The sequence below is a fragment of the Halovivax gelatinilyticus genome, assembly GCF_024300625.1.
GTDB classification, from domain to species: Archaea; Halobacteriota; Halobacteria; order Halobacteriales; family Natrialbaceae; genus Halovivax; species Halovivax gelatinilyticus.
Genome location: NZ_CP101322.1, coordinates 1,060,437 through 1,084,343 on the forward strand (window position 1 = coordinate 1,060,437; position 23,907 = coordinate 1,084,343).

Consider the following 23,907-nt stretch of genomic DNA (forward strand, 5'->3'; position numbering starts at 1 on the left):
ACCGTCACTCGATGGAGCGCGAACTTGCGCGAATTCTGGGCCGGGACGGCGTCGAGTACGTCGAGGAGCGCTTTCGCGTCGACGCCGACGAACTGGCCGAGATTCGGTCACGAAACCTGCGCGGCTGCGTCGTCGTCGCGATCGTCGACGAGGGGCGGATCGTCCTCGTCGAGAACGAGTGGCTGGACGGTCCCGGATTGCCGGGTGGCGGCGTCGAACCGGGCGAACGGTTCGAAACCGCGGCGAAACGCGAAGCCAGAGAAGAGACCGGAATCGTCGTCGAGATCGACCGACCGTGGCGGGTCATCCGGTCGGAGTTCGAGCGCGACGGCGAGGTTATAGAGACCGAGTTCGCCGTCTTCTACCTGGCGACGCCGGTGGACGAGGGAGACGTCGGCGAGGATCTCGGCGTGGCTGACGAGGAGATAGCGCGGGCCGGGTGGTTCGATTCACCGCCGACCGACGCCTTCCAGCCGGACGTGATCGAAACGGCGCTGGAAGAAGCCCGAGAACCGACCGACGGAGCCGGTGAAATCGATCGTTCGTCGAGGCGCGTCCACGTAGACGACCTGGAGTGGATCGAGTTCGACGAGATGGCGGTTCGAAGAAAGCGCCTGGGCGCGGCGACCGACGGATCGCAACTCGGGGCCAGCCTCTACGAGCTGCCACCCGGCGGCGAGTCCTGGCCCTATCACTACCACACGGCGAACGAGGAGGCGATGTACGTCCTCTCGGGGACCGGCACGCTTCGGTTGGCCGACGAATCCGTTGCGATCGACGCCGGCGACTACGTCACGTTTCCGGCCGACGAGACGGGCGCACACGAGCTACGAAACGACGGAACGGAACCGCTTCGGTACCTGCTCGTCTCGACGATGCTCGAGCCCGACGTGACCGTCTACCCCGATTCGGAGAAAGTGGGCGTCTTCGTCGGTTCCCCGCCGGGCGGTCAGGGTGACCGTTCGCTGTACGGCTACTACGAAATCGATTCGGACGTCTCCTACTGGGAGTGAGTCAATCCTCTCCCGGCAGTTCGTCGATGCTGCCGCGGTCGGTCATCATCGTCGTGCCGCGGGTGACCCAGCGACGCCGGTGGAAGATCACGGCGACGAAGCCGGTTCGGAAGGCGAAGTCGGCGACGATGGCGACGTAGGAGGCGAGGACGCCGTACTCTAACTGGACGCCGAAGACGTAGGTTCCCCCGAGGAGAAAGACGAACGTCCCGATCATCCGGGCGATGAAGGGCGTGATCGTCTCGCTGCCGCCGCGGAGCGATCCCGCGAAGACGATGTACGCGGCGATGAACACGGCGGAGATGGCGTACGCCCTGGCGAAGTCGACGGCGTACTCGATCGTCGCTGGGTCCTGGGTGAAGATGCGGACGAACTGCTCGGCGAAGACGAACAACACGGCACAGAGTCCGCCGACGGTGAGGACGCTCAGGCCCACCGTCGCCCAGCCGTACCGATAGGCCGCCTCGGGGTCTCGCTCACCGAGCGACTGGCCGACGAGCACGTTCGCGGCGACGCTGTATCCGCGACCGAGCGGCGAGGCGACCTGCTGGTACATCCGCCGACCGATGTGGTACGCCGCGTTGACTTCCGTCCCGAACGCGAGCAAGATGGCGTTGAACGGAAACTCCGCGATCATCTCGGAGAGACCCTCGGCGATGCGAGGCCAGCTGATGACGACGAGTTGCTTCGTGATGATGAGCCCGTCCGGCCGGACGTAGGAGATCGGACTGAGCGAACTTCCGATCACGGCGAGAAACGCGACCGCGCCGATCGTGTCGGCGATCGCCGTCGCGGCCGCGATCCCGACGACGCTGAGTTCCGGAACCGGGCCGACTCCGAACGCGAGGACGACCGTCATACCGATGTTGAGCGCGTTGACGACACCGTTTACGACCATCGGCGTCCGGGTATCGCCCGTACCCTGGATCGCTCGCGCGGCGATGAAGTTGACGTGGATCGCCGGCGCCGAGAGCATGATGAGAAGCAAGTAGGTGCTCCCGTAGTCGACGACGTCGGCGACGGCGCCTTCCTCGGCGAGCCCGCCGAGGACCGAGATGGCGTACTCGTTCGCGAGGAGTCCGAAGAGCATGAACGGGACGGCGCCGACGAGCCCGATCAACAGCGCCTGCGAGACCGCCTGATCGCGGTTGGCGGTCGAGCCGGCCCCCGTATCCTGCGAAGAGAGCGCGATGGCACCGTCACCGAAGCCGATTCCGAAACGAAGTGGAAAGCGCGCGTAGATGTCCGCGAGACCGACGGCGGCAACCGCGGCCGGCGAGAAGAAGCCCGCGACGACGAGGTCGGTCGTCCGCATCATCGTCCGGAGCACCTGCTCGGCCATCACCGGCCACGAGAGGTCGAACACCCGCCGCCAGACGCGGACGAGCGGCCTAGCGGTGGACGATCGATCGGGAGGCGACACGAGCCGACGTACCGGTCGCCCGAGTAAAACGGTGTACGTTGCGGAAACCGAGGGGTGATACTCTCAGTCGTCGGTCCGGTCGTCTTCGCCGTCTCCGCGGCCGAACCGAATCGTAATCCAGCGAGTGATCTCGATCCGACGGAGGTCGGCGCCGAAGTAGACCAGCATCGCGACGCACGCGCCGAAAAAGACGGCCGTCGGATCGCCGTCCATGTACACCACGAGCGAGCCGAAGCTAACGGTGAGGAGGGCGAATCCGAGACCGGCACTCGAGCGATCGTCAGTTGTCATGGTGAGATGCGCACTCGATCCGGTGGGTGACGCTTCGGACTCCGCCGGCGAAACAGGGAGATGGGCGGATCGAGTCGGCGTATAGGCTAGTGATCGCGAAGGTAATCAGTGGAAGAGACCGATTTCCAAAAGCTACTCGCCGAACTGAAGGCTCGATTACGCCGGTGAAACGAACTGAGTGGTCGATACCGACGTTCCGAAACTATTTCCGTTAAAAATTCGTATCGCCCCCAATGCGTGGGGAGTCAGAGCCGACGAGAGAGTCGAGTCGTTCAGTCAGTGCTTGAGCTTCGCGACGTTCTGGCGGATCGATCCGATAAGACCCTCTTTCGTCTCCGCATCCAGGGCGCCCTGGAGCGTCGAGTTCTCGGGTTCGTCGCGGACGACGATTTCGAGGTACGGTTCGAGTTGCTCGAACGTATCGGAGAGGATGACCGAGTGGTTCTCGGTATCGTGGTCGACCACACCGGCGTCGGCGAGTTTGGGGACGTGACACTGAACGGACGAGACGTAGACGCTCTTGTAGTCGTTCTGGGCCACCTCGTCCGGCGGAACGTTGTGCTCCCAGCCGGCGACGGTCTCAGCCAACCGGGAGAGCTCGACCGGCTCTGTGCGCCCGCGGAGTCCGTAGAGGAGGTACCGACGCCGGCGGTTGGCGAGTAATTCGAGGATAGTATCCGCCGTGAGGTCCTCGGTATCCTCCTGCGCTGTAAACGACTCCATAACAACTCCTTACCCGCCCGTGGGCAAAAACGTGTCTTGAATATCTGTCTCGTCGATAACGACGGGACAGACACTCCGTTCAGGGAAACACTATCGGGGCCGGAGCAGAGGTACCGGCCCCCTACCGACCCGATCCCGTCGCGTGACGCCATTCGAAATCCTTTTTTGTCCCTTCGACCGAGAACTGGGTAGGCCGCCTTAGCTCAGACTGGGAGAGCACTCGACTGAAGATCGAGCTGTCCCCGGTTCAAATCCGGGAGGCGGCATTTGCTGCTGCGAGCAAACCGCGAGCAGCAGGAATCCATCCGACTGGATTTGAACCCTGGAAGTCACAGCCGCGCAGTGAGGAACGAACGAGCAGGACCGTCTTGCTTCGTTCAAATCCAAACGCCACGATTTTGCGTTTCACGAATTGCCCGCTCCAACGACGCGATCCGGAGAGAGCTGTTCGGTTCAATCCCCTGCCGAAGTACCTGACCGTCGTCAGCTCCACGACCACTTCTGCGAGCGTGTCGCGTCGGCGTCTGCGCGCTTCGCTCGATCCGTGGCAGGAGCAAGGCGCGGGGATATTCCCGTAGCCAACCTAGGTTGTGCATGAGAGTAGCACACATTTCTCAGCTCGAAGCGTTCGGGACGCGTTCGCTTGCAATTCACGGCGTCATGGTGCTCGCGTTCGTCAATGCGGTACTCGCGGGACTGTTGATCGGGGGCGAGCTGGGCGTGGTTTCGTTCGTCGCGCTGCTCAGTTTCACGGCCGGATTGTGGGTCTCCCACTCGATTCACTCGCTCGGGAACGCACTCGGTGAAGACGAGTACGCCGGCGTTCTGAACGAACTCGTGCGGACGGCGGACGATACGGACCGCGGTCTGACCGTCGGTCGCTTTGGCCGACTGCTCTCGCTCATCGCCCTGGTAACGGCGATCACGCTTCTCACCGCCGGCCAGGTGTTGGCCGGGCCGATCCTCTCCGTCGTGATCGTGGCCGCCGGTGCGATCGCGCTGGTGACCGCAATCGTCGGCTACTTCATCGCAATCGGAGACTCCTACGATCGGTCCCAGGAGCGAACGATCGCCGAGATCGAACGTCGTCACAGCGCGGGCGACGACCGTGCGAGCGACCGATAGTCCGACGGGGTCGAAACGTCGGCCTGCGGCGAGACTCAGCCGTTCGACCCCAGGGTCGGGATATCGAAGTCGAAATCGAACGTGCGCGCTTCGTCCAGTAACTCGGAGATGATCGCGGACTTCGCCTCGCTGTAGGTTTCGAGGTCGTCAGTTTCGGCCGCCTTCTGTCGCTTCAGTCGTTCGTTTCGCTCACGGAGTGCGGGACGCTCACGGAGCACCCTCGTCGTCGCGACGCTCACGCGCCAGCCAGGACCGGAACGGCCGAAGACGTGATCATTGAACCGTTGACCGCCCGAGAAACGGAAGACGGGGTGCCACCTCCGAATTTTCGTGTCGAGTGCCACCGAGCGTCGATTCGATCGCCGAAGAAACCGTCCCTACCGCACGGTCGGCGACGACGATGTCCAGGTCGACGACGTCCTTGGCGGCCAGGTCCGGAACGGCGGTCGAGCCGACGTGTTCGATCCGGTAAACGGTGTCTCGGAGGTCGCGTCGGTCGAAGAGACGCTCGAGTCGGTCACGATCGTATCGTGCTCGCCACGCCGCATACTGAGAATCGACGAGTTCGATCGGGTCCTCGTGTGGACTGACCGTTATTTCGCGGATTCTCGCGACTCTTATTTGCCTTACGGTCCGCACCCGCGACGACAGTCGTCGACCACAGCGTTGGCCTCGATTCGCTACTCGCCGGCCGGCATCGAGACGGGCGTCTGTCGACCAGGCTCAAGTTGGTGACCAGCAACGCACCCAATATTGTTTATTACTCACAATACAAATTCCGACTCACGGACCAATACTCGCCAACCAACCGATCGGTTCCACCGGAGTTGTGTCCATGGAGATCGGCAAAATCGCGACAGCGGGTATCTCCTACTTCCTCCCACTCGACGGGACGAGTGACTCGATCACGAAACCGGGTTCGACTCACCACCTTATTTTGTAGAATTGGGAAATATACGCAATACTTTTACCCCCGCACTCGCAACCCAGTATTGCATGTCCACCAACACACAGCACACGGCAGTCTTCGAGTCTGACTGGGAGTATTCACCCCGCGTCGCGTCGCTGTTCGGCGCGTTCGCGATCGTCGCGACGATCGGGTGGCTCGTGACGGTCGTACTGACCGCGATTCACCTCTTTGCGCTCCCGGCGATTCCGGCTGACGCGCCCGTACAGGGAAGTATCGAGGTGATCACGAGCCAGTGGGCGTACGTGCTCGGCGTGCCGCTCGCGACCCTCGGCGGCTTCTATTACCTCACGACCATCGGGCTCTCACTCTGGTGGTTCGATACCCGTCACCCGATCCTCATCAAAGTCCTTACGCCGATCACGGCGACCGGCGTCCTCTTCTCGGCGTACTTCGTCTACCTGCAACTGGGCGTCATCGGCGAAATCTGCCCGTTCTGTATGGTCTCGGCTGCGGCGACGGTCGCGCTGTTCGGCCTCGAACTCGCCATCTTGAAACAGAGCGAGACGCCGTCGCTATCCCAGATGAGTCGCGACGGACGCTCACTGCTCGCGGAAACGAACGTCGCAGTGGTCGTCCTGCCGGTTGCCATGGGTCTGGTGACGATCCTGGGACTGTTCGTCGTCCCCGTCCTTCCACTCCCGGAGGCCGTCCCGTTCGCGTAATCACGACTCGGACTCCCTGCCCGACCGACTCAAAGCGGCGCGCCGATGAGAACGAACGTCGCGCGGTCGTCACCCGCATTTTCGATCTGGCGGCGCTCGTCCGGATCGAGCCGAATCGCCTCCTCTCGGTGGAGTCTCACCGTCTCGTCGGCCAGTTCGACGTCGACCGTCCCCTCGACGACGTAGTAGATCTCCTCCTGTCCGGAGTCCGTCTCGTCGTGGGGTTTTCCCGCTTGCCCCGGCTCGAGTTCGAAAATCGTGAGCCCGAGGTGAGCGGCGTCCAGCGTATCCTTCAGAAACCACATGCCGCCTACTTCGTCCGGGACGACCGATTCGACGTCCGATTTCGAAGCCGTATCGTAGCCCATACGCTCACTTTTCGCCCGACCGAGAAAAAGACGGTGGCGGTCGACAGAACCGACCTCGTGGGGTATCCGATCAGTTATCGAACGTCGCGGGCGTCGTTCGATCGGACGCCTCGATGCGCTCTCTGGCGTACTCGTCGGCGGCGGCGAGAACCGTCGAATCGGTCTCTTCGGCCCGTTCCATCATCCGCGTGAGTCGGTCGCCGATGGCCGTCGCCTTCTCGAAGGCGCTCTCGCGGTCGCCGCCCACGTACTCCTCGGCGACGGTGATGAGACCGCCGGCGTTGATGACGTAGTCGGGGGCGTAGAGGATGTCGCGGTCGGCGAGCGCCTCGGCGTGTCGTCGCTCGGCGAGGATGTTGTTCGCCGCGCCGGCGACGATGTCACACTCGAGTCGCGGGATCGTCTCGTCGTTGATCACCCCGCCGATCGCACACGGGGCGAAGACGTCGCACGGTTCGTCGTACACCGCTTCCGGTTCGACGACGGCGGCGTCGTGATCGGCGAGAAATCGATCGATATTCTCCTGATTGACGTCGGAGACGGTCACCGACGCACCGCGGTCGATGAGGTCGCTCGCCAGCGCCGAACCCACCTTTCCGAGGCCCTGAACCACGACGCGGACGTCGCCTACGTCGTCGGTCCCGTACTGGAACTCGACGGCGGCGAGCAGGCCGTAGAGCACCCCGGTCGCCGTGATCGGAGACGGATCGCCGAGGCCGTCCTCGCGACCGACGACGTACTCGGTCTCCTCGGCGATGATCTCCATGTCCGGGACGCCCGTGTTCACGTCGACCGACGTGATGTAGCGCCCGCCGAGACAGTCGACGGCTCGCCCGTACGCCCGGAGCAGTTCGTCCGTCTTGATCTCCGCGTGGTCGCCGAGAATGACGGCCTTCGCGCCGCCGAGATCGAGATCGGCCGCAGCGGCTTTCATCGTCATCGCGCCGGACAAACGGAGCGCGTCTTCGAGCGCGTCGGCGTCGGTGTCGTAATCGAGGATTCGCGTCCCGCCGAGACCCGGCCCGAGAGACGTGTCGTGAATCGCAATTATTGCCTGAAGCCCCGTTTCGGGGTCCGAAAAGTGTGATACTTGCTCGTGACCGCCGTCCGAGAGCGCGTCGAATACCATATCATCCCGTACGGTCTCTAGGTGAAAATTCTACCTTTCTGCGCGAGCGACGGTCGGCGGGGCGGAACGTTTTCCGTTCGGCGGTCTTGCCACCCGTTCAAGAGAGTGACCTCTATCGGCCCAGTCGAAGATCGGAGAACGACGCTACCTAATGTCCCGACGAACGTTCTCTAGATAGTCGTCCATGGACAGCTCGCCGGCCCGGTGGTCGAGCGCCCACTCGGGATTGACGGTGGCCCCTCGTCTGACGTCCCGACCGTCCGCCTCGAACTCGATGACGATTCGCTCGACGTAGGTGGCGAATCGATCGGCGTCAGTGATCGAGTCGCTCGTCGTCTCGAGGACCGTCTCGAGTTCGTCCATTGCCCCCTCGGTGTCGTCGGCCGTCGAGACGAACGTGATCCGGCAGGCCGGTGCCTCGTATCCGAGCGTCGGCTGTTCGATCCCTCGCGACCCCGCGGCTCGCTCGAAGTCACCGTCGTCGAACCCGGGAACGCCGTCGTCCGGATCGGGCTCGTCGGGATCATCGTCACGCCCATCCGAGTCGTCGTCACCGCCCGAGTCATCACCGTCTTCCATCCCATCGTCGTCGGAGTCGCCTCGCTCATCCGAGTCGTCACTGTCGGAGCCGTCGTCGGACCCGACACCGTCGTCATCGGAGGAATCGTCGGTCGAATCGCTCGATGGAGAATCGGTCGAGAATCCGCCCGCAAGCGACGTGAGCGAGCGGTACGAGCCGGTCGCGCCTGGCCGGTCAAGACAGCTCGCCAACAGGGCGAGCGCTCCCGTACTGGCGAGTTGAAGGATCGACCGCCTGTTCATAGACAAATATTTATTTATGTTACTACAATAATCTATTGATTTCCAGTAGAAATACCAGGTTCTGTTTTCGGTGTCGAACGTTCGTGACGTCCAGTTACATCGGCGAAAACTCGCTTGCCCGATTACACGGAAGGGGCCAGGTGAAATCGGCGATACGCCGTTGACACCGATCGTATTGACAGTACGTCAGTTAATCGGCTAACGGGGTTCGTCCGCGGGCAGCGTCGCCCCATTTCGGTGCGGGTGCGAGCTGACGAAGCCCAATTCCAATCGTAGTATCTGGCCGGTTCGGGAGGGAGAAACGTTTTCCCAGTAGAAGACGCTACTAGCTCCTATGACCACATCAGTCAAAGTTACGGACACCACGAAATCCCGATTGGAAGAGTTACAGGCCGAGATCCGGCTCGAGACCGGTCGAAACGTCACACAACAGGAGTTACTCGAACGAATCGTAACCGGGACGCACGCATCGACGGAGACGGTGATCGATTCGTTTCGAGACGAGTTCGAGGGCCTCCCAGAGAAGGAAATCGACCGCTGGCTCTCCGATACGATCGATTCAGGGATCGAAACGAACGAGGACGACATCGACGACGTTCTCTACGGGCGATGAGTATCTTCATCGATACGGGCGTTTTCTTCGCTCAACACGACGCGAGCGCGACTCGTCACGACGAGGCGACCGCCGTCATGCGCCGCATTCTCTCCGGTAAATTTGGACAACCGTACACCAGCGACTACGTGATCGACGAAGCCATCACGCTGACTCGCAAACGGGCCGGAACGTTCGAGGCGGCCTGGGCGTTGGGACAGCGAATTCTCGGGGCGGGCGACCGGCCTGGTGGTATCGAGACGCTCTGGGTCACTCGTGACACCTTCGATCGGACGCTAGAGACGTTCGAGAAATACGCGGATCAGTCGCTCAGTTTCACGGACGCGAGCTCGATCGCGCTCGTCGAGCGACACGGAATCGACGCGGTGTGTAGTTTCGACGACGATTTTGACGGACTCGTAGAGCGGATCGATCCGACGACGCTGTAATCAGTCGGCCGCGACCTCGATCTTCGCTTTTTCCGTCTTCCCCAGCGCCTCGATCAGCAGCTCCGCGACGTCGACGATCTCGATGGCGTCTTCGAAGCCGCCGGTCTTGCGACCGTCCTCGTACATCGTCATGCACATCGGGCAGGCGACGACGAACTTCTCGACGGCCGCGCCGGCTTCGGTGTCCTCCAGGGCCTCCCGGAGGCGCTCTTCGCTCGGTTTCGGTTCCTCCTCGAAGTCCATCCAGAGGCCGCCCCCGCCGCCGCCACAGCAGAACGAGTCGGCACGGTTGCGCGGCATCTCGTGGAGGTCGGCGCCGGTCGCCCGGATGAGTTCCCGCGGTGCTTCGTACTCGTCGTTGTACCGGCCCAGGTGACACGGATCGTGGTAGGTGACGGTGTACTCGAGTTCGTCCCCGCGCAGGTCGAGTTTGCCCTCGGTGACCAGTTCCTCGATCGCCTGCGTCCAGTGGAGGACGTCGATCTCGCCGTTTTCGTTCCACTCGTCGGTGTACTCGAACGGCATCATCGGATCGTCGGCGAACTCCTCGAAGTCGAGCTCCGGATACTCGTTTTTGAACGTGTTGTAGGAGTGTGGGTCCGTACAGACGATCTTCTCGAAGGAACAGTCCTCCCAGGTCTCGACGTGGTGGCCGGCGAGTTCGACGTAGAGGAACTCCTCGCCGACGCGGCGGATGTCGTTGCCGTCGTACTTCTCGTCTTCGAACATGATACCGAAGCTGACGTCGGCTTCCTGCAGGATCGTCGCGAGCGAGCGGGCGACCTGCTTGTTGCGCTCGTCGTAGCTCGGGTAGTCGCCGACGTACCAGAGGTACTCGACGTCCTCTTCGCGGGCGTCCGCGAGGTCGAACTCGAGTTCGTCGGCCCAGGCCGCGCGATCGCGAGGACTGTCGCCGAAGGTGTTGCCGTCTTGCATGACGTTCTGGAAGACGTCTTGCATCGACGAGCGGACGTCGCCCTGGTCGGTCATCTGGCGGTTGAGTCGCGTGAAGCTCTTCAAGTGCTCGATTTCGACGGGACAGGCGTCCATGCAGGCCATACAGGCCATACACGACTCCATCGTCTCGGTGTCGATGACGCCCCCGCCGTCGGCGATGATCGGCTTCTCCTCGCCGCCGACGTCTAGGTCCTCCCGGTACGCTTTGAGGTCGAGAATAACGTTTCGCGGATCGAGCGGTCGGTCGGAGGCCTTCGCCGGGCAGGCGGCCGAACACCGGCCGCACTTGGTACAGGCGTCCTGGTCGAGCATCTCCTTCCAGGTGAAGTCGTCGATGGATTCGGCGTTGGTCGCGTCGAGGTCGGACGGGACGTTCGGGAGGCGAGCGCCGGCCATCTCGTCCCGGGTTACGACGTTCGCGAACGACGAGATCATGTGAAACGGCTTCGCGTACGGAATCCACGCGATGAAGAAGAACGCGAGCAGCGAGTGGCTCCACCAGGCGAGCCAGTGGAGGTTCTCGGCGTTGAGGCCGCCGCCGTTCAATCCGGCTTCTTCGGCCCCGAGGATCGGAAGCGCCATCGCGTCGAAGACCAGCGCGAGCGCGTAGCCGACGAAGCTCACGCGCTCGAATTCGGGCGTTCCCATGGAGTAGATGCGAAGCCCCTCCAGGAGGAAGCCACCCACGCCGAGGAAGAAGAGCGTCCAGATGAAGACGTCGTCCTCGCTGGAAGTGTGGCGATCCAGGAGCCGCCGATTTGCGACCCAGTAGCGACGGTAGATCGCCATCCCGATCCCGACGACGAACAACAGCCCCATCGCGTCGACGATGAACTGATAGGAGAGATAGAAGTCGCCGATCCAGAAGGAGTCGCCGACGACCGGCACCCAGGCGTAGCCGTCGACGAAGATGATGAGCGTCGCGATGAACAGCGTCAGAAAGCCCCACATGATGAACGCGTGCATCAGCCCGCCGTAGAGGTCCCGGTTGAACTGCTTCTCGTTCGAGAAGACGATCTTCGTCCCGCGAACGATTCGCCGACCGAGTTCGTCGATCCGCGGGAACTGATCGTCGTCGCCGCGAGCGTATCGAGTGAAGCGACGATAGACGCCGAATCCGAAGACCAGGAGCGTGATCGTCGTCAGGAGGTAGAATATCGCGTACTCCGTCGAGGTGATCCCCCAGTACGTTTCCCGGGTCGCCTCGCTCGTATCGAGCGTCATCGCCACGTCGAGGGGCCCAAACATGTGCTAACACCCGAAGAGTACCACCTTAACTCTTGTCACACTCGACCGCGAGCAGGCTCACGTCGTCCAAGAATTCAAACTGTGTTTACAGTTTCGACACCGATACGTGACGGCGTGTTCCCCGAGTGCGAACCTGGATTCGTGGTGGTTCATCACCCGGTTACGGCTCCGGATATGTGTGAGTCAATATCCCGGCGATCACCCCGGATTCGTGACGATAGATGCTCCGCTACGGACCCCGTGCACATCCGGGCGCCGACTCGTGGCGCTATTCGACGGCCGTTCCCCGATTTATCTCGACCCCGTCGTGAGACGGCGCGATTTCCGAGACGGATATCGTTCCATCCGCGGCAACGGTCACGTCGTATCCGCAATACGCGAAGGTGACCGATCCCCCCGCGGTTCGATCGCTCGTCGGCGTCGGTGCGAAGAGCGCCTCGAGTGCTTCCGGATCGATTACGTCGTGAAGTGGCGGTCGAAGCATCGTCGGATCGACCCCTTCACGTTCGGCAACTTCGGTGACAATTCGTACCCCAAACTCCCCCGTCATACACTGTACGGAACCACACCCACCATAAAAATCCCCACGATGTGTACAAAATAAAGGCCGGTTACCGACTCCATTGGTTATTAACGAAACTGGCGCTTGAACAAGATCATCACGAAAGATGAGGCGGGTAATGAGTCAATATCCAGTACCGTTTCCCCGGCCGATGAAAACGGACGAATTGTGGGATCAGGACGCTTCTTCGGCCAGTTGAACCGTCGTTCCAGCGAGAGTTGCGTACAGTTTCACGGTGTTATTCTCAGATTGTGTTCGAAACTCGAACGATTCAATCCGTTCATCCTCACCCGCGTCGGGTACTGGGACGGCCCCGATCGTCGATCCGTTCGCGTCGAGTCGAATCTCGAACGATTCGTCGGTCGGGACGATCGAGATGGTGTGATCGTCGATCGTCGCGTCCGCGGTCGCCGGCTCGGAGGTGAACGAACGGGTCGTCTCGCCGTCGTGAGTCAGGTCGACGGCGTAGGCGGTCTCGTTTCCGAGTACGTCCCACCCCGTCCGTTCGACGTCGACCGACTCGTACCAGCCGAGCCCGCCGACGACGACCGTGGCGGTACGGTCGTGTTCGAGTCTCTCGGCACGCTCTGCGACCGTGAACAGCTCGCGATCGTCACTGACGACGAGCACGCCGTCGTGGGTCGTCTCCGTCTCGCTCTCTGGGAACGCGAGCAGCGTTCGATCGATCGTCGCATTTTCCTCGTAGGTGACCGTGAAGTCGCCGACGTCGACGCCGCCGGAGCCGGGAACGTCGTCGCCGACGAGCGTGAGGCCGTAGGGAACGCCAACGAGCGCGACGACGACGGTGAACGCAACGAGGCCGGTGAACGCGGCCCGGCGACGACCGATCGGCCCGCTCGCAACGCGCTCGGGCAGCAACGGCGGAAGCGCCGGCAGAACGAGCAACCCGTAGCCGACGAGGAGGACGGCCACGACGAATCCGGCTCCATCGACGAAGATAGCGGTAGCGAGAAACAGCAACGTCACCAGGGTGAGGACGCCGAACCACGCGGCCGCGAGCGCCCGTCTAGACGGCGCCCAGGGAAGTACCGAGAGCGGGCGCGGGATCGGCCGCTCGCTGCCCGCGACGGCGATCGTGACGAGGATCGAGAGCGCGATCAGGAAGATGACGCCCGCCCCGCGGTAGAGCGTGTAGACGTCGTCGCCCCCGGACCAGACGAGGAGCCAGACGGACTGGACCAGTCCGACCAGCGCGACCGCCGCAAACACCGCAGACGGCCGGGGGAGGCGATCCCGTCGACGGAGCAACGCGATCGCCAGGACGATGCCGACGAGAAAGCCGAGCAGGTGCGCGTGAAAGCCGACGCCCGCCCAGCCCGGTGGCTCCGGCGCGCCCGTCTCGATCCCCTCCCGGACGATCGGGTTGGAAACCGCGTCGACGAGCACGGAGAGCGCGGAGGTGGCGACGACCGCCCCGATCGCGAGTCGCGGCGTCACGACGACGGTGAACCCGATGAGGGCGTAGACGGCCCCGGAGAAGCCGAGCCCGGGACCGAGCGAGAAGAACGCGGTGAGAAAGGCGACCGCGAAGAGGACGAGCGGGACGGCGACGAGGGCGCGAACCCACGGATTCGAGCGGAGAGACGATCGGTCGCGATCACCGTCGGGGTAGTGGCCCCAGGCGTACTCGGCGAGCGCCCCGAAGACGATCGTCGCCGTGGCGTTCGAAGCGAGGTGAGCCGTCGAACCGTGGGCGATGCCGGCGGTCGCCATGCCCGTCGGGTAGAAGTACGACCACGAGACGAAGGCTACGGTGAGCGGATCGTCCGGATTCCAGAGCCCTCGCTGGACGAACAGGAAGAACGCGACGAGGATCGCGACCGTCAGCGCCGTCCCCCACGGAACGCCGTAGAGAAGGCGCCGTTCTAATCGGGTGCGCCACCGTTTCGTGTCCGCGATCGAGACGACGAACGCGAGCCCGACGACGAACGCGACGGCGAGGGCGAGACGCGTGAGAGAGAATACCATTTTCGAAGCGTTGGGAGACGAGCGGCCTAATTGTTCTGGAACGAAGTCCCCCGCGGGAATCGCGGTCCCGTCTCGGTCGGCCCGGGTCGTCGAATCTGAACACCTACGGTCTCGCGCGTTCTTTCGGTCGACCATGGAGTGGCTCCGCGAGCGGCCCATCGCTCATCGCGGACTGCACGCGCCGGGGCGGCCCGAAAATTCGCTCGCCGCGTTCGACGCCGCCGTTGCGAAGCGCTACCCCGTCGAACTCGACGTGCGGCTGACCGAAGACGGCGTTCCCGTGGTCTTTCACGATCGAACGCTCTCCCGGTTGACCGACCGGACGGAGCCGGTCGACGCGGTTTCCTGGGAGACGATCCGATCCCTTCGGCTGGACGGAACCGACGAACGCATCCCCAGACTCGAAGCCGCGCTCGAGTCGATCGACGGCCGCGTCCCGGTCCTGGTGGAGTGTAAGCACGCCGGTACGCCCGGGCCGGTCGAATCGGCCGTGATCGACCGACTCGATCGCTACGACGGACCGTTCGCCGTCCAGTCGTTCGACCCGCGCTCGCTGGCGGCGATCAGACGTCGTCGACCCGACTGGCCTCGCGTCCAACTCGCCTGCGCGTTCGAAGGGCGTCCCGCCCTCCCGTGGTATCAGAAAGCCGCCGCGAAGCGGCTGCTCGGCACCTGGTACAGCCGGCCCGACGTCGTCGCGTACGAACACAACGCCCTCCCGTACTGGCCGGTGTCGCTCCACCGACGGGTCGGAATTCCCGTACTCGCCTGGACGATACGCGACGAACGCGACCGCCGTCGGGTCGATCCGTACGTCGACAACGTCATCTTCGAGGAAATTCGCCCCTAAAGCGGTCAGCGCGGCCGGTCGTGTCGTTTTTTGGTACGCATGTGATCGACGAACGAGATGCGCCCGACCGTCTGCCGAGCGTCAATTTGGCTCGAAGAATCCGGCAAATTCAACTATTCGATTCGAGTACAATTCGCCATGGTCCTCACCACGCGCCGCCGAACGCTCGCCCTCGGCGCCCTCGCCGGCGGGTCGCTCCTCGGTACCGGCGCGTACGGCTGGTCGCGGTACGCGAGTCGAAACCACCTCGACATGGACATTCGGGCGGTCAACCGCTCCGACGAGCCCGCGTCGGTCTCGGTCCTGGTGTACGAAGACGGGGCGGTGTTCTACGAACGGGACGACGAAATCGGGCCGGCCGGCGGGGAACGCCCGCCGGACGAGCGGTACCTCGGCGGCCCGTGGATCAAACGGCGCGGGGCGTACTCGCTCGAGATTTCGGCCGTCGGCGAGACGGTCGACCTCCCGAACGAGGCGATCATCGACCGCCTGACGGAGACGGGCTGGGGGCCGGAATCCGTCGAGACCGATATCGTCATCGCGGACGATCGGACGCTCGACGTCGTCGTCGAATCGGCCGACTAGGGCGACGATCCGCACGAGAGCCGACCAATGGAATCGAGGACGACAGTTACAAGTCGTCGGTCTCGCAGGTTCGAACATGGAATTGCGACGACTCCCCGCCGACGAGGACGCCGTTCGGCGCTTTCTCGAAGATCTCTGGATGCCGTACAACCGCGAACTCGAGACGATCGTCGAGGGGTTCGCTCTCAGCGACGACGCGGACATCGGTTCCGAGGAACTCGACTTTCAGCTCGGCCGGCTCGAATCCGACGAATTTCGAACCTGGATCGCCGTCGAGGGGTCGGACCGCGGTGACGCGATCGCCGAGACGGACGGCGAGTTCGTCGGCTTCGTCGCGACGGAGGTCGACGCGTGCCCGTCCACGTTCGACCGACCGGATCGCCTCCTCATCTGCGACATCTACGTCCGCGAGGAGGCTCGCGGAACCGGCCTGGCCAACGAGTTGGTCGATCGCGCGAAGCGTCGGGCGCGGGAGTGTGGCTGTTCCGAACTGAAACTCGAGGTCGACGTCGGGAACGACCGCGCGCTCGCGTTCTACGACGCGCTCGGCTTCGAGCCGATATCGCACACGATGGTCGCCGACGTGGAGTGAGCCGGACACCGGGAGGGTCTTTTCTACGCTCGCCGTCGTCGACGGGTCGATCGCTCGCGCGGGTCGTCGGTGAGTTCGAGGAGCCCGATCCCGGCGAGACAATCGAGACAGATTCGCGTCGAGACGTCCCGGTAGCGGTCGGTCTTGTCGGAGTGTGAGGCCGCGATGGTCGCCCAGTGGGCGAGGTCGAGGGCGTCGCCACAGCGATAGCAGGTGGGCCGATCGGGCGGGCCGGGGTCGGTCATCAGGCGGCCTCCTGGTGGGGTGGACTGCCGGGGGTAGATTCTAGCCGAATTTCCGGGTAGAGCGTTTGCTGACGGTACCGCAGGCGTGCGAGACCTTTTTGTCTCGGGCGTTTGTACGCAATCATGGTTGACAAATCCGGTCATGGATTTGGAAACCACGTCTCGGGTGCTAGGACACCCGGGACATTTCTGCGCAGGAGATCGCTCGTGCGCATGTCCCCGCGTCAGTACGGAGCGTGGCTTCCGTTCGACTAATTGTCGTTGGACATTATATATTTAATGGTGTCGAGTGGCTGGTGTATTTTTCTTGGGTAGAGGGTGGATGATTCGGTGGAATCACGCTGTGTGAACGGGTGAGTGAGTGTTCTACTCGACGGTAAGTGTTGACGGACCACAGAAAACCGATGTAACGGGGGGACCCGTGACACCGGTAGTAGGGTGCTTTTTGGCAGGGTGATGTGTCAATTGGCTAGTGACGATGATCGAAGTGGTATACCTGCCAATTCACCCATAGCAGGCCCCCTACTTATCGATTTCGGGCGATTTCGGAAATAATCGAAGCGGGTTAGAGATGGTGTGTAATGAATTAGCATGTCATACCCCCAGAATTCGTTCTTTATCGGTCAGAATTAATTCACCCGAGAATTCGGCTGCTCAATCCATCCCGTCCGTTGGATACGCATCATCTCCGTCCGGTCTGATTCGTGCACACGGTTCCCGATATCCTAGTTTTTCGACTTACCGAAACCGACCCATAACCATACTCGGGGGTATTCTGAAAGTCTATCCGCGAAGTGGCGGACCCGATGGCCTCAATCGGCGCGCAACATGCACACGGAGATTCTCCGTTCGTGTGCATATTCGTGAAACGGTATTCGTCGAGGCGCGACCCCGAGGGGACGCGGTGATCATTGATTTTCTTAGGACTCTTCATGAAACTCTTGTGTACAGTGTTGAAACATGCCCCAGCAAAAACCAAGTATTGTTAGAAAAGTGACTATTGAAAACAGCATTACAGTCAATAGATCCCCATTATCCATCCGAGTATATAATGAAAATAGACCGATTGGGTACGATACGATGTAAATTAAAACGGAAGTGATGAAAAATAGATCCCACTCTAATACGCCTCCACCAGTTTCAACAAAAACCCTTGACTCATCTGAATAATATTCGTGGACTAAAGTTATTGCTGGAAAAAACATCGATAGAATCCCTAACAGTAGAAATTTTAGATCGGCAGAAAGGTGGAAAACGTACATGAGCATCACCGGAACGACCAAGAACAGTATTTCTGTTTTACTTTCCAATACTTTGGAGATGTCAGACACATTCATCTGCCAACTAATAATTACCGACTTCTAATAATACCCCAGAATTATCGCGCGATCTCCGGGCTCGTAGGGTCGCGGAGCGATCCGGTCCCCCTCAGTTTCCGCTGCGCGGTGCTGAGGCGAGGCGGTTACTTTGGGACCTTAGCCTTAGCCAATCGAGCGGCGGGCAACATGCAAATTCCGATCCCGCGTTCGTGTAAATATTCGTGAAACGGTATTCGTCGAGCCGCGATCTCAGGGGGATCACCAATAGAGTATTCTGTCAACACTACCAGTTAGATCTATGAACGAAATTGATCCTGGGGAGGTCTTTGAATGGGGCCCCTCGAAAGGGGTCGAATTCGAAATTATATTTGCAGGTGTAATGGCATCTACGCTAATTGCGGTATCAGGAGTATCTCCAATTCTTGACACGCTCTCCGCAATCGGAGCTCTGTCCATGTTATTATTAACTATGCTTCGGAGAATGGCACTTGAGAACGATTTTGCTGTACAAGAACCGATACTGTCGTCTACTCTATTTTTAATATTCTTCATATCCGCCTTCGGATTGGTATACCTATCCATATTTTTGATTGATTTACTATCCATCTTTGTTGGCCTGAATTATTGGATAGCTCTACCGTTGTTCCTTTTCACAATCCCATATATTACAGTTGGCCTATACGAATTCCTTTACCGGGATTTTATGCTGTGGACGGCGATCCAGACATATAATAAGGCTGGAGAGCTTTCATTAGGGAATTATATGGTGAAAAGTGCACTATTTTTATCTCTTGTTGACAAGGACGGACTCCCAGATGAATTTGAGGACGTTAGAGAACAGGAAGACCGCTCAACAATTGGCATTGCAGAGAAGATTGCGGTTTTGGCAGCATTATTGGCATTAGTGATAATACTGTTACTGGCGGTTGGAACTGTGGCAATGTTGTTTTTAGACCAAGTGCTTCTGCAACTAATTGTAGTCGCATTGGCAGGGTTACCATTACTGGGTGTTTTGGAGTTCTGGTTTTCTAGACATGGTAATGCAAGATTTGGACAGTTAACAAGTGTAAAGGTGAGATATGGCTATTTCGTTGTTGTTGCATCAACAGCCTATCTAGGCTCTCTCTAAATTCTAAAAATAGTTGCAACCCAAGTCTAGTTGGAGTATAGCCTCTTGCGCTGTGAGACCGTGCTGTTCCGCAATCTTGCTTGCAATACTCAATGCCCGAGTTTCTGTGTCAGACCCTTTGTGTTCAAGGGCAACACCGGCTAACGCATAGACGATTAGAAAATAATCTTGTGGATGTGGCATACCCACTCCTGAACTCGTCACCTCGTATAAACCCTCGTAGCAATCGAGATTAGCTTTCCACCAACCGCTGTTTCGCATGCTTCATGTGGACCATGCGTTTCGGGTGGAGATCTGCGGCGGCGGGGCGGGGGCGGTGTAATTTTTTGGCTCTGTCCCCTTGGGGACACCCCCCAAGGGGGCGTTCGCGCGAAGCGCGAAACGACCCCGATGCGGTCGCGGCGCGATCGGCGCGGTCGAGCCCATGCCCACCGCCCGAACACAAACGGAGTTGTGACTATCCGTAACGGGTGAAAGTCTACTTTCTGAAAATAAGTCTCAAACCAGCGTAGCCACTACGAGGGTCGTTTCAGCGATCGGCGACGGCGCCCACGTAGCCCGTTTCAGTATCGCCGCTTGACGTCTGCCAGGTCATCAACGTTCGTCGCAGCGGGAGCGGATCGTTCCCTGACCGCGTCCACTTGTACAGTGCTTCGCTCGCGATCTCCTGGGCAGTCTCGAAGCTATCGGATTTCAGCATCGAGAGAATCCCGTCGATCCGCATCCGCTCGGGTTCACCGTGTTCGTCGAACTCGATTTCAGCGCCGTTCTTCGCGAGCCACTTCTGAAACGGCGAGCAGTCGGCGATGTGATCGGCCATCCCCATAATCGACTGCATCCGGTCGGCGTAGCTGTCGATCGCGAGCGTGCTCGCGTGTTTGCTCGCAGCATCAATATGGGACCGCACGGATTGTGAACCACGCCGAGACGGTCTCCCTCACTCCGTTCGGGCGCTGCGACTCGTCTAATTCAAATCCGCGCTAATCAGATGGCTGCTGCTCGCGAATGTGCTCGCGGCGAGATAAGTGGGACCGCGCGGATTTGAACCGCGGTCACGGGCACCCAAGGCCCGAAGTATACCAGACTAACCCACGGTCCCGTACACATCGTTCCGGGGCGAGGGCGTAAAGGGTTTCGTTTGTCTGGCGGGCGTGCAACAGTGTATCACCCGCCGAGCAAGCGCTCCATCTCCTCTTCGGTGGCCTCGGAGACGCCGTGTTGCTCCCAGGGATACTCGGGCGACTCGGGCGCCTCGATGTCGGCTAGGAGTTCGGCCACCTCGTCGTCGGTCGCCTCCGGCAGGGCGTCGCTCGCGCTCTCGTCGACGACCGTGTGATCGAAGATCTCGCCGAAGGCCGCGACGACGCGGTCGGGGTGCTGTGCGGGATCGAGGTGAAAGTGTGCGAGCGCGCCGACGCTCTCCAGTCTCCGGTTCAGGTAGTAACTGAATTCGAAGATCGTCTCCGGGTCGGTCTGGCGCAACAGCGCGTCGAGCGAGTGAAAACAGACGCCGATGCGCTGGTCGTACCACTGCTTGCAAAAGTTGCTGATGGAGACGCCGATCGCGGCGACGTCGGTCGGATCGGAGACGACGTCGACGGCGACCGGTCCCGTAAAGTCGGGTTCGCCGGCCGCTTCGGCGGCCCGGATCACGTCGCCGACCGTCAACAGGCCGTGCGTCTCCGGACCGCGAACCGGCTCGACGTCGTCGCCGGCGAACGACACCTGCAACAGCGCCGTCCGATCGTCGTGTGTACACATGGTCGAACAGCCGTCCGTCCGCGTCCTCGAATCGTGGAGAAAGAGGACGTTCGCCGGCGGCTCGACCGCGTCTGGGGAAAGTGCGTCCATAGGGGGTCCTGGCCTCTCGTTCGTAACGGTAATTCAATCCGTCCGTCCTTTACCTTTCCGGCCGCTAACAGGTCATGGGCGCTGGTTGTTCGAGATGGTTAGACCCGTGACCGACGAATTCCCCCGTTCGAACGGACGATTCGACCGAGGACGCCTCAGAGGTCCCGATCGCGCAACTCGATGTCGGCGATCAGGTCGTAGGGGTGTGCGTTTTTGCGGATGCCGTCGAGCAACGCGAACGCCTGTCCCGGATCGAGAAAGTGTTCGGTGACCACGCGACCGAGCGGCGTCGGCTCGAAGCCGTCGATGAAGTCGTACTCTATGAGCTTGCCGACCGCGTGTTTCGTCGGCACCTCGCCGAGCATGCGGTCGTTCAGCCGCTTCGCACCCCGCCCGGCGACGGTCACGTTCGCCAGCGTCTCCTCGACGGCCGCCGCCTCGTCGTAGTGGGTCATCACGGACTCCATCTCGCCTTTCAACAGCGTGAACGCGATTTCGTCTTCGGTTCCCTCCATCGAGTTGTGGTAGGCGCAGTCGGGTTCGACGAGGACGTACACTTTCCCCTCGTCGTGGTAATCGGGTCGGCCCGCCCGACCGAGCATCTGGTGGAACTCCTGGACCGAGAGCCACTCGATGCCCATCGCCAGCGAGTCGAAGACGACCTGCGAGGCGGGGAAATCCACCCCGGCCGCGAGCGCCGCCGTCGTGACGACCGCCGCCAGTTCCTGGTCGCCGAACTTCCGCTCGACCGTCTTGCGTCGCCTGTAGTCGAGTCCCGCGTGGTAGGGCGCGGCGTCGTACTCCAGTTTTCGCGAAATCTCGTGACAGCGCCGGCGCGAGTTGGTGAAGATGATCGTCTGGCCGCGGTAGCCCTTCGACGATTTCGTGTCGAACTCGCGCTTGACGAGCTTGTTCGCCACCCGCACCTTCTCCCGGCCGTCGGCGAACGTGACGTGGCGCTCGATCGGCACCGGTCGCTCTTCGAACTCGATCAACGTCGATTCGAGCGTCCGGGCGAGCTGTTCGGGATTGCCGACGGTCGCAGACAGGTAGATCCACTGGGCCCCGTCGTACCCGTCGCGCTCGCGGGCCCTGGTCTCGGTCGCGTACTTCAACCGCGAGATGAGCCCGTCGAGGCGGTGGCCGCGCTCGTCTTCTTTCAGGGTGTGGACCTCGTCGATGACGACCGTCCCGATATCTCCCAGGTCCTTGCCCGTTCGCAGGGCGTGGTCGATCCCCTCGTAGGTGCCGACGATCACGTCCGCGTTCGGGTCGAACCGGTTGCCCGAGTCGGCGATCCGACTCGCGCCGACCCGGATCGAGACGTCGACCAGGTGGCCGTACTCGTCTTCGAAATCCTCGTGTTTCTGGTTCGCGAGCGCCACCAGCGGGACGAGAAAGAGCATCGTCCCCTTCCCCTTCAGGACGCGATCGATGCCGGTCAGTTCGCCGACGAGCGTCTTCCCCGTCGCCGTCGCGCTCACCACCAGCTGATCGCGTCCGTCGAACAGTCCGTTGTCGACCGAGAGGCTCTGGACCGGAAGCAGGGTGTCGAACCGGTCTTCGAGCAGGGCCTGCAGATCCGGGTGGAGGTCGAGCGTGTCGACCCCGACGGGATCGACCTCGTCGGTCGTCGCGCTGATCGTATCGAACTTCGTCAACTCGGGGTCGAGCCGGCCCTTGAGCAGGTTGACGATCCGCTGGAGGTCTTGCACCTCGAGCATCAGCTCTTCGAGGCGCTCCTTCGCGGCACCCGTAACCCCGCCCGAATACGAGAGCTGTCGTTCGAGTTCCTGGCGGGCACAATCCGTACAGATCCAGTCGCGGTCGTCCTTGATCGCCGTCTCCGTCGTCACCGGCGAGTAGCGCCCCGCCGACGCGCAGTAGCGACACGTTCGGACGGCTTTGGCCTTCTCTTCGAGCTGGTACCCGGAAAGCATCTCCAGGAGTTTCGCTCGCCCCGACGCCGACGTCTGCTCGGAGATCCGAATCCGTTCCGCCCGCCGGGCCAGTTCGACGAACTCGTCGGGCTGGCGGGGCTCCTCGCTCGAACCCCGCTTCAACCGGAACTTCGTCGGCCGGGGACCGGCTTCGGTCTCCGAGAGGCCGAGTTTCGCCCGGAACAGCCGCTCGCCGTCGCGCGTGACGACGACCAGGTAGTCGTCGCCGACCTCGTGACAGAAGAGCGTCTCGACCCGCTGGAGCTGCTTCGACACGGCCATCGTTACGGGACCGGATTTTAAGAGTGGTTCGTCTCGTGTCGGTCGCAGACGACGCTACGAGAGCGGGCCTGCCCGCTAGATCTCCTCGACGAGCAGCGTAACCTCGTTGACCGCGTTCGCGTCGACGTCGATCTCCGTTTCACCCTCGAACTCCGAGCCGAAGCCGGAGGACCAGTACGTGCCGATCGTGTACGTCCCCGGTTCGATGTCTTCGACGCTGAAGAGACCGCTGACACCGCTCACCCCCGACGCGTCCTCGACGGCCACTTCGGCGACGACCGCCCCGTCTTCATCCTCGAACGTCACCGGATCGAACCCCGTGTAGCTCAGATTGTATCCGACGTCGGTCGTGATCGTTCCCTCGACACCGGCCCATCCGTCCTCGTCGTCCACTTCGTCCTGCAGATCCTCGATGGCCTCCTGGGCATCTTCGAGTTCCGCCTGCGTCTGTTCGAGTGCGTCGACGAGCGCGTCGATCGTGTCCGTCGCGTCGTCCAGTTCCGTTTCCAACGCGTCGACCGTATCGTTGGTCGCAGCGAGTTCGGTCTCCAGCGTATCCACCGTCGCGTTCGTCTCGGCGAGTTGGGTTTCGAGGGCAGACACACGCCCTGGAAGACCGCCCGGTGGGTCGTCACCGTCCGCAGCGGCCGTTCCTAAGATACCGAGCCCACCGAGTCCGACCAGCCCGAGCGTCGTCCGTCTGGCGAGCGTCGAGTGGGTGTCGCGCTTCGTCGTCGAATCGGTACTCCGTCGATCGTCCGTCTCTTCGTTCGAATTCATAGGTTTCGTCA

Annotated in this window: 24 protein-coding genes, 2 tRNA genes and 2 pseudogenes; 11 read left to right on the forward strand and 17 right to left on the reverse strand. The window is 61.6% G+C overall.

Going from position 1 to position 23,907, the window contains the following annotated elements; genetic code table 11:
- Positions 1-11: 11 nt before the first annotated feature.
- Both NKH31_RS05115 and NKH31_RS05120 read left to right on the forward strand, forming a co-directional pair.
- Positions 12-437, forward strand: a pseudogene (locus tag NKH31_RS05115) (NUDIX hydrolase); the annotation flags it as partial.
- Between the two features lie 156 nt (positions 438-593).
- Positions 594-1,013: a cupin domain-containing protein gene (locus tag NKH31_RS05120; RefSeq protein ID WP_254864858.1), complete on the forward strand. Its 420-nt coding sequence runs from the start codon at positions 594-596 to the stop codon at positions 1,011-1,013.
- 1 nt (position 1,014) lies between these two features.
- Here NKH31_RS05120 and NKH31_RS05125 read toward each other — a convergent pair whose 3' ends face one another.
- The 3 genes from NKH31_RS05125 to NKH31_RS05135 form a co-directional block, all read right to left on the reverse strand.
- Positions 1,015-2,355: an MATE family efflux transporter gene (locus tag NKH31_RS05125; protein WP_254864859.1), complete on the reverse strand. Its 1,341-nt coding sequence runs from the start codon at positions 2,353-2,355 to the stop codon at positions 1,015-1,017.
- A gap of 144 nt (positions 2,356-2,499) precedes the next feature.
- A complete protein-coding gene (locus NKH31_RS05130) occupies positions 2,500-2,727 on the reverse strand; it encodes a hypothetical protein (protein WP_254864066.1) in 228 nt (75 codons plus the stop codon).
- A 276-nt stretch (positions 2,728-3,003) separates the two neighbouring features.
- Positions 3,004-3,450 carry a DUF7344 domain-containing protein gene (locus NKH31_RS05135; RefSeq protein ID WP_254864067.1) on the reverse strand — a complete coding sequence of 149 codons (447 nt, stop codon included), beginning with the start codon at positions 3,448-3,450 and terminating at the stop codon, positions 3,004-3,006.
- 192 nt (positions 3,451-3,642) lie between these two features.
- Between NKH31_RS05135 and NKH31_RS05140 the strand changes: the two genes are divergently transcribed.
- Together NKH31_RS05140 and NKH31_RS05145 are read left to right on the forward strand one after the other, a co-directional pair.
- Positions 3,643-3,716 (forward strand) — tRNA-Phe (locus NKH31_RS05140).
- A gap of 328 nt (positions 3,717-4,044) precedes the next feature.
- Positions 4,045-4,575, forward strand: coding sequence for a hypothetical protein (locus NKH31_RS05145; RefSeq protein ID WP_254864068.1), 531 nt, complete (start codon positions 4,045-4,047; stop codon positions 4,573-4,575).
- Between the two features lie 35 nt (positions 4,576-4,610).
- On the opposite strand, the gene NKH31_RS05150 is transcribed toward NKH31_RS05145, so the two are convergent.
- On the reverse strand, positions 4,611-4,814 hold the full coding sequence (locus NKH31_RS05150) for a GrpB family protein (RefSeq protein WP_254864069.1): 204 nt from the start codon (positions 4,812-4,814) through the stop codon (positions 4,611-4,613).
- 34 nt (positions 4,815-4,848) lie between these two features.
- Positions 4,849-5,214, reverse strand: a complete 366-nt coding sequence (locus NKH31_RS05155) for a GrpB family protein (RefSeq protein ID WP_254864070.1) — start codon at positions 5,212-5,214, stop codon at positions 4,849-4,851.
- 357 nt (positions 5,215-5,571) lie between these two features.
- On the opposite strand from NKH31_RS05155, the gene NKH31_RS05160 reads away from it, so the two are divergent.
- Positions 5,572-6,207 carry a vitamin K epoxide reductase family protein gene (locus NKH31_RS05160; RefSeq protein WP_254864071.1) on the forward strand — a complete coding sequence of 212 codons (636 nt, stop codon included), beginning with the start codon at positions 5,572-5,574 and terminating at the stop codon, positions 6,205-6,207.
- Positions 6,208-6,236: 29 nt separating this feature from the next.
- Here the strand turns inward: NKH31_RS05160 and NKH31_RS05165 are convergent, their stop codons facing one another.
- The 3 genes from NKH31_RS05165 to NKH31_RS05175 form a co-directional block, all read right to left on the reverse strand.
- Positions 6,237-6,575, reverse strand: coding sequence for a cupin domain-containing protein (locus NKH31_RS05165; RefSeq protein WP_254864072.1), 339 nt, complete (start codon positions 6,573-6,575; stop codon positions 6,237-6,239).
- Between the two features lie 70 nt (positions 6,576-6,645).
- Positions 6,646-7,704 carry a Leu/Phe/Val dehydrogenase gene (locus NKH31_RS05170; RefSeq protein WP_254864073.1) on the reverse strand — a complete coding sequence of 353 codons (1,059 nt, stop codon included), beginning with the start codon at positions 7,702-7,704 and terminating at the stop codon, positions 6,646-6,648.
- Positions 7,705-7,848: 144 nt separating this feature from the next.
- Positions 7,849-8,526 (reverse strand): DUF8159 domain-containing protein, encoded by a 678-nt coding sequence (locus tag NKH31_RS05175; protein WP_254864074.1) that lies wholly within the window; start codon positions 8,524-8,526, stop codon positions 7,849-7,851.
- Between the two features lie 334 nt (positions 8,527-8,860).
- On the opposite strand from NKH31_RS05175, the gene NKH31_RS05180 reads away from it, so the two are divergent.
- Positions 8,861-9,139 carry a hypothetical protein gene (locus NKH31_RS05180; protein WP_254864075.1) on the forward strand — a complete coding sequence of 93 codons (279 nt, stop codon included), beginning with the start codon at positions 8,861-8,863 and terminating at the stop codon, positions 9,137-9,139.
- The gene (locus NKH31_RS05185) at positions 9,136-9,567 is read left to right on the forward strand and encodes a type II toxin-antitoxin system VapC family toxin (protein WP_254864076.1); all 432 of its coding nucleotides are present in this window, start codon (positions 9,136-9,138) and stop codon (positions 9,565-9,567) included. The genes NKH31_RS05180 and NKH31_RS05185 overlap by 4 nt, the downstream gene beginning before the upstream one ends.
- Here NKH31_RS05185 and NKH31_RS05190 read toward each other — a convergent pair whose 3' ends face one another.
- The 3 genes from NKH31_RS05190 to NKH31_RS05200 form a co-directional block, all read right to left on the reverse strand.
- Positions 9,568-11,772 carry a (Fe-S)-binding protein gene (locus NKH31_RS05190; RefSeq protein WP_254864077.1) on the reverse strand — a complete coding sequence of 735 codons (2,205 nt, stop codon included), beginning with the start codon at positions 11,770-11,772 and terminating at the stop codon, positions 9,568-9,570.
- 268 nt (positions 11,773-12,040) lie between these two features.
- On the reverse strand, positions 12,041-12,322 hold the full coding sequence (gene ddfA, locus NKH31_RS05195; RefSeq protein ID WP_254864078.1) for a DdfA family disk-determining factor: 282 nt from the start codon (positions 12,320-12,322) through the stop codon (positions 12,041-12,043).
- A gap of 186 nt (positions 12,323-12,508) precedes the next feature.
- Positions 12,509-14,323, reverse strand: coding sequence for a rhomboid family intramembrane serine protease (locus tag NKH31_RS05200; RefSeq protein WP_254864079.1), 1,815 nt, complete (start codon positions 14,321-14,323; stop codon positions 12,509-12,511).
- A gap of 133 nt (positions 14,324-14,456) precedes the next feature.
- On the opposite strand from NKH31_RS05200, the gene NKH31_RS05205 reads away from it, so the two are divergent.
- From NKH31_RS05205 to NKH31_RS05215, 3 genes are all read left to right on the forward strand, one after another.
- On the forward strand, positions 14,457-15,173 hold the full coding sequence (locus tag NKH31_RS05205) for a glycerophosphodiester phosphodiesterase family protein (RefSeq protein WP_254864080.1): 717 nt from the start codon (positions 14,457-14,459) through the stop codon (positions 15,171-15,173).
- A 138-nt stretch (positions 15,174-15,311) separates the two neighbouring features.
- A complete protein-coding gene (locus NKH31_RS05210; protein ID WP_254864081.1) occupies positions 15,312-15,758 on the forward strand; it encodes a hypothetical protein in 447 nt (148 codons plus the stop codon).
- 76 nt (positions 15,759-15,834) lie between these two features.
- On the forward strand, positions 15,835-16,350 hold the full coding sequence (locus tag NKH31_RS05215; RefSeq protein ID WP_254864082.1) for a GNAT family N-acetyltransferase: 516 nt from the start codon (positions 15,835-15,837) through the stop codon (positions 16,348-16,350).
- A 23-nt stretch (positions 16,351-16,373) separates the two neighbouring features.
- Here NKH31_RS05215 and NKH31_RS05220 read toward each other — a convergent pair whose 3' ends face one another.
- Positions 16,374-16,595 carry a hypothetical protein gene (locus tag NKH31_RS05220; protein WP_254864083.1) on the reverse strand — a complete coding sequence of 74 codons (222 nt, stop codon included), beginning with the start codon at positions 16,593-16,595 and terminating at the stop codon, positions 16,374-16,376.
- A gap of 1,617 nt (positions 16,596-18,212) precedes the next feature.
- Here NKH31_RS05220 and NKH31_RS05225 point away from each other — a divergent pair.
- Positions 18,213-19,043 (forward strand): hypothetical protein, encoded by an 831-nt coding sequence (locus tag NKH31_RS05225; RefSeq protein ID WP_254864084.1) that lies wholly within the window; start codon positions 18,213-18,215, stop codon positions 19,041-19,043.
- A gap of 529 nt (positions 19,044-19,572) precedes the next feature.
- On the opposite strand, the pseudogene NKH31_RS05230 reads toward NKH31_RS05225, so the two are convergent.
- The 5 genes and pseudogenes from NKH31_RS05230 to NKH31_RS05250 form a co-directional block, all read right to left on the reverse strand.
- Positions 19,573-19,905: pseudogene (locus tag NKH31_RS05230) on the reverse strand (DUF7845 domain-containing protein); the annotation flags it as partial.
- 164 nt (positions 19,906-20,069) lie between these two features.
- Positions 20,070-20,142, reverse strand: a tRNA-Pro gene (locus tag NKH31_RS05235).
- A gap of 65 nt (positions 20,143-20,207) precedes the next feature.
- A complete protein-coding gene (locus NKH31_RS05240) occupies positions 20,208-20,894 on the reverse strand; it encodes a DUF7504 family protein (protein ID WP_254864086.1) in 687 nt (228 codons plus the stop codon).
- Between the two features lie 155 nt (positions 20,895-21,049).
- Positions 21,050-23,110 carry a DEAD/DEAH box helicase gene (locus NKH31_RS05245; protein ID WP_254864087.1) on the reverse strand — a complete coding sequence of 687 codons (2,061 nt, stop codon included), beginning with the start codon at positions 23,108-23,110 and terminating at the stop codon, positions 21,050-21,052.
- 81 nt (positions 23,111-23,191) lie between these two features.
- On the reverse strand, positions 23,192-23,896 hold the full coding sequence (locus NKH31_RS05250; protein WP_254864088.1) for a coiled-coil domain-containing protein: 705 nt from the start codon (positions 23,894-23,896) through the stop codon (positions 23,192-23,194).
- Between the last annotated feature and the right edge of the window lie 11 nt (positions 23,897-23,907).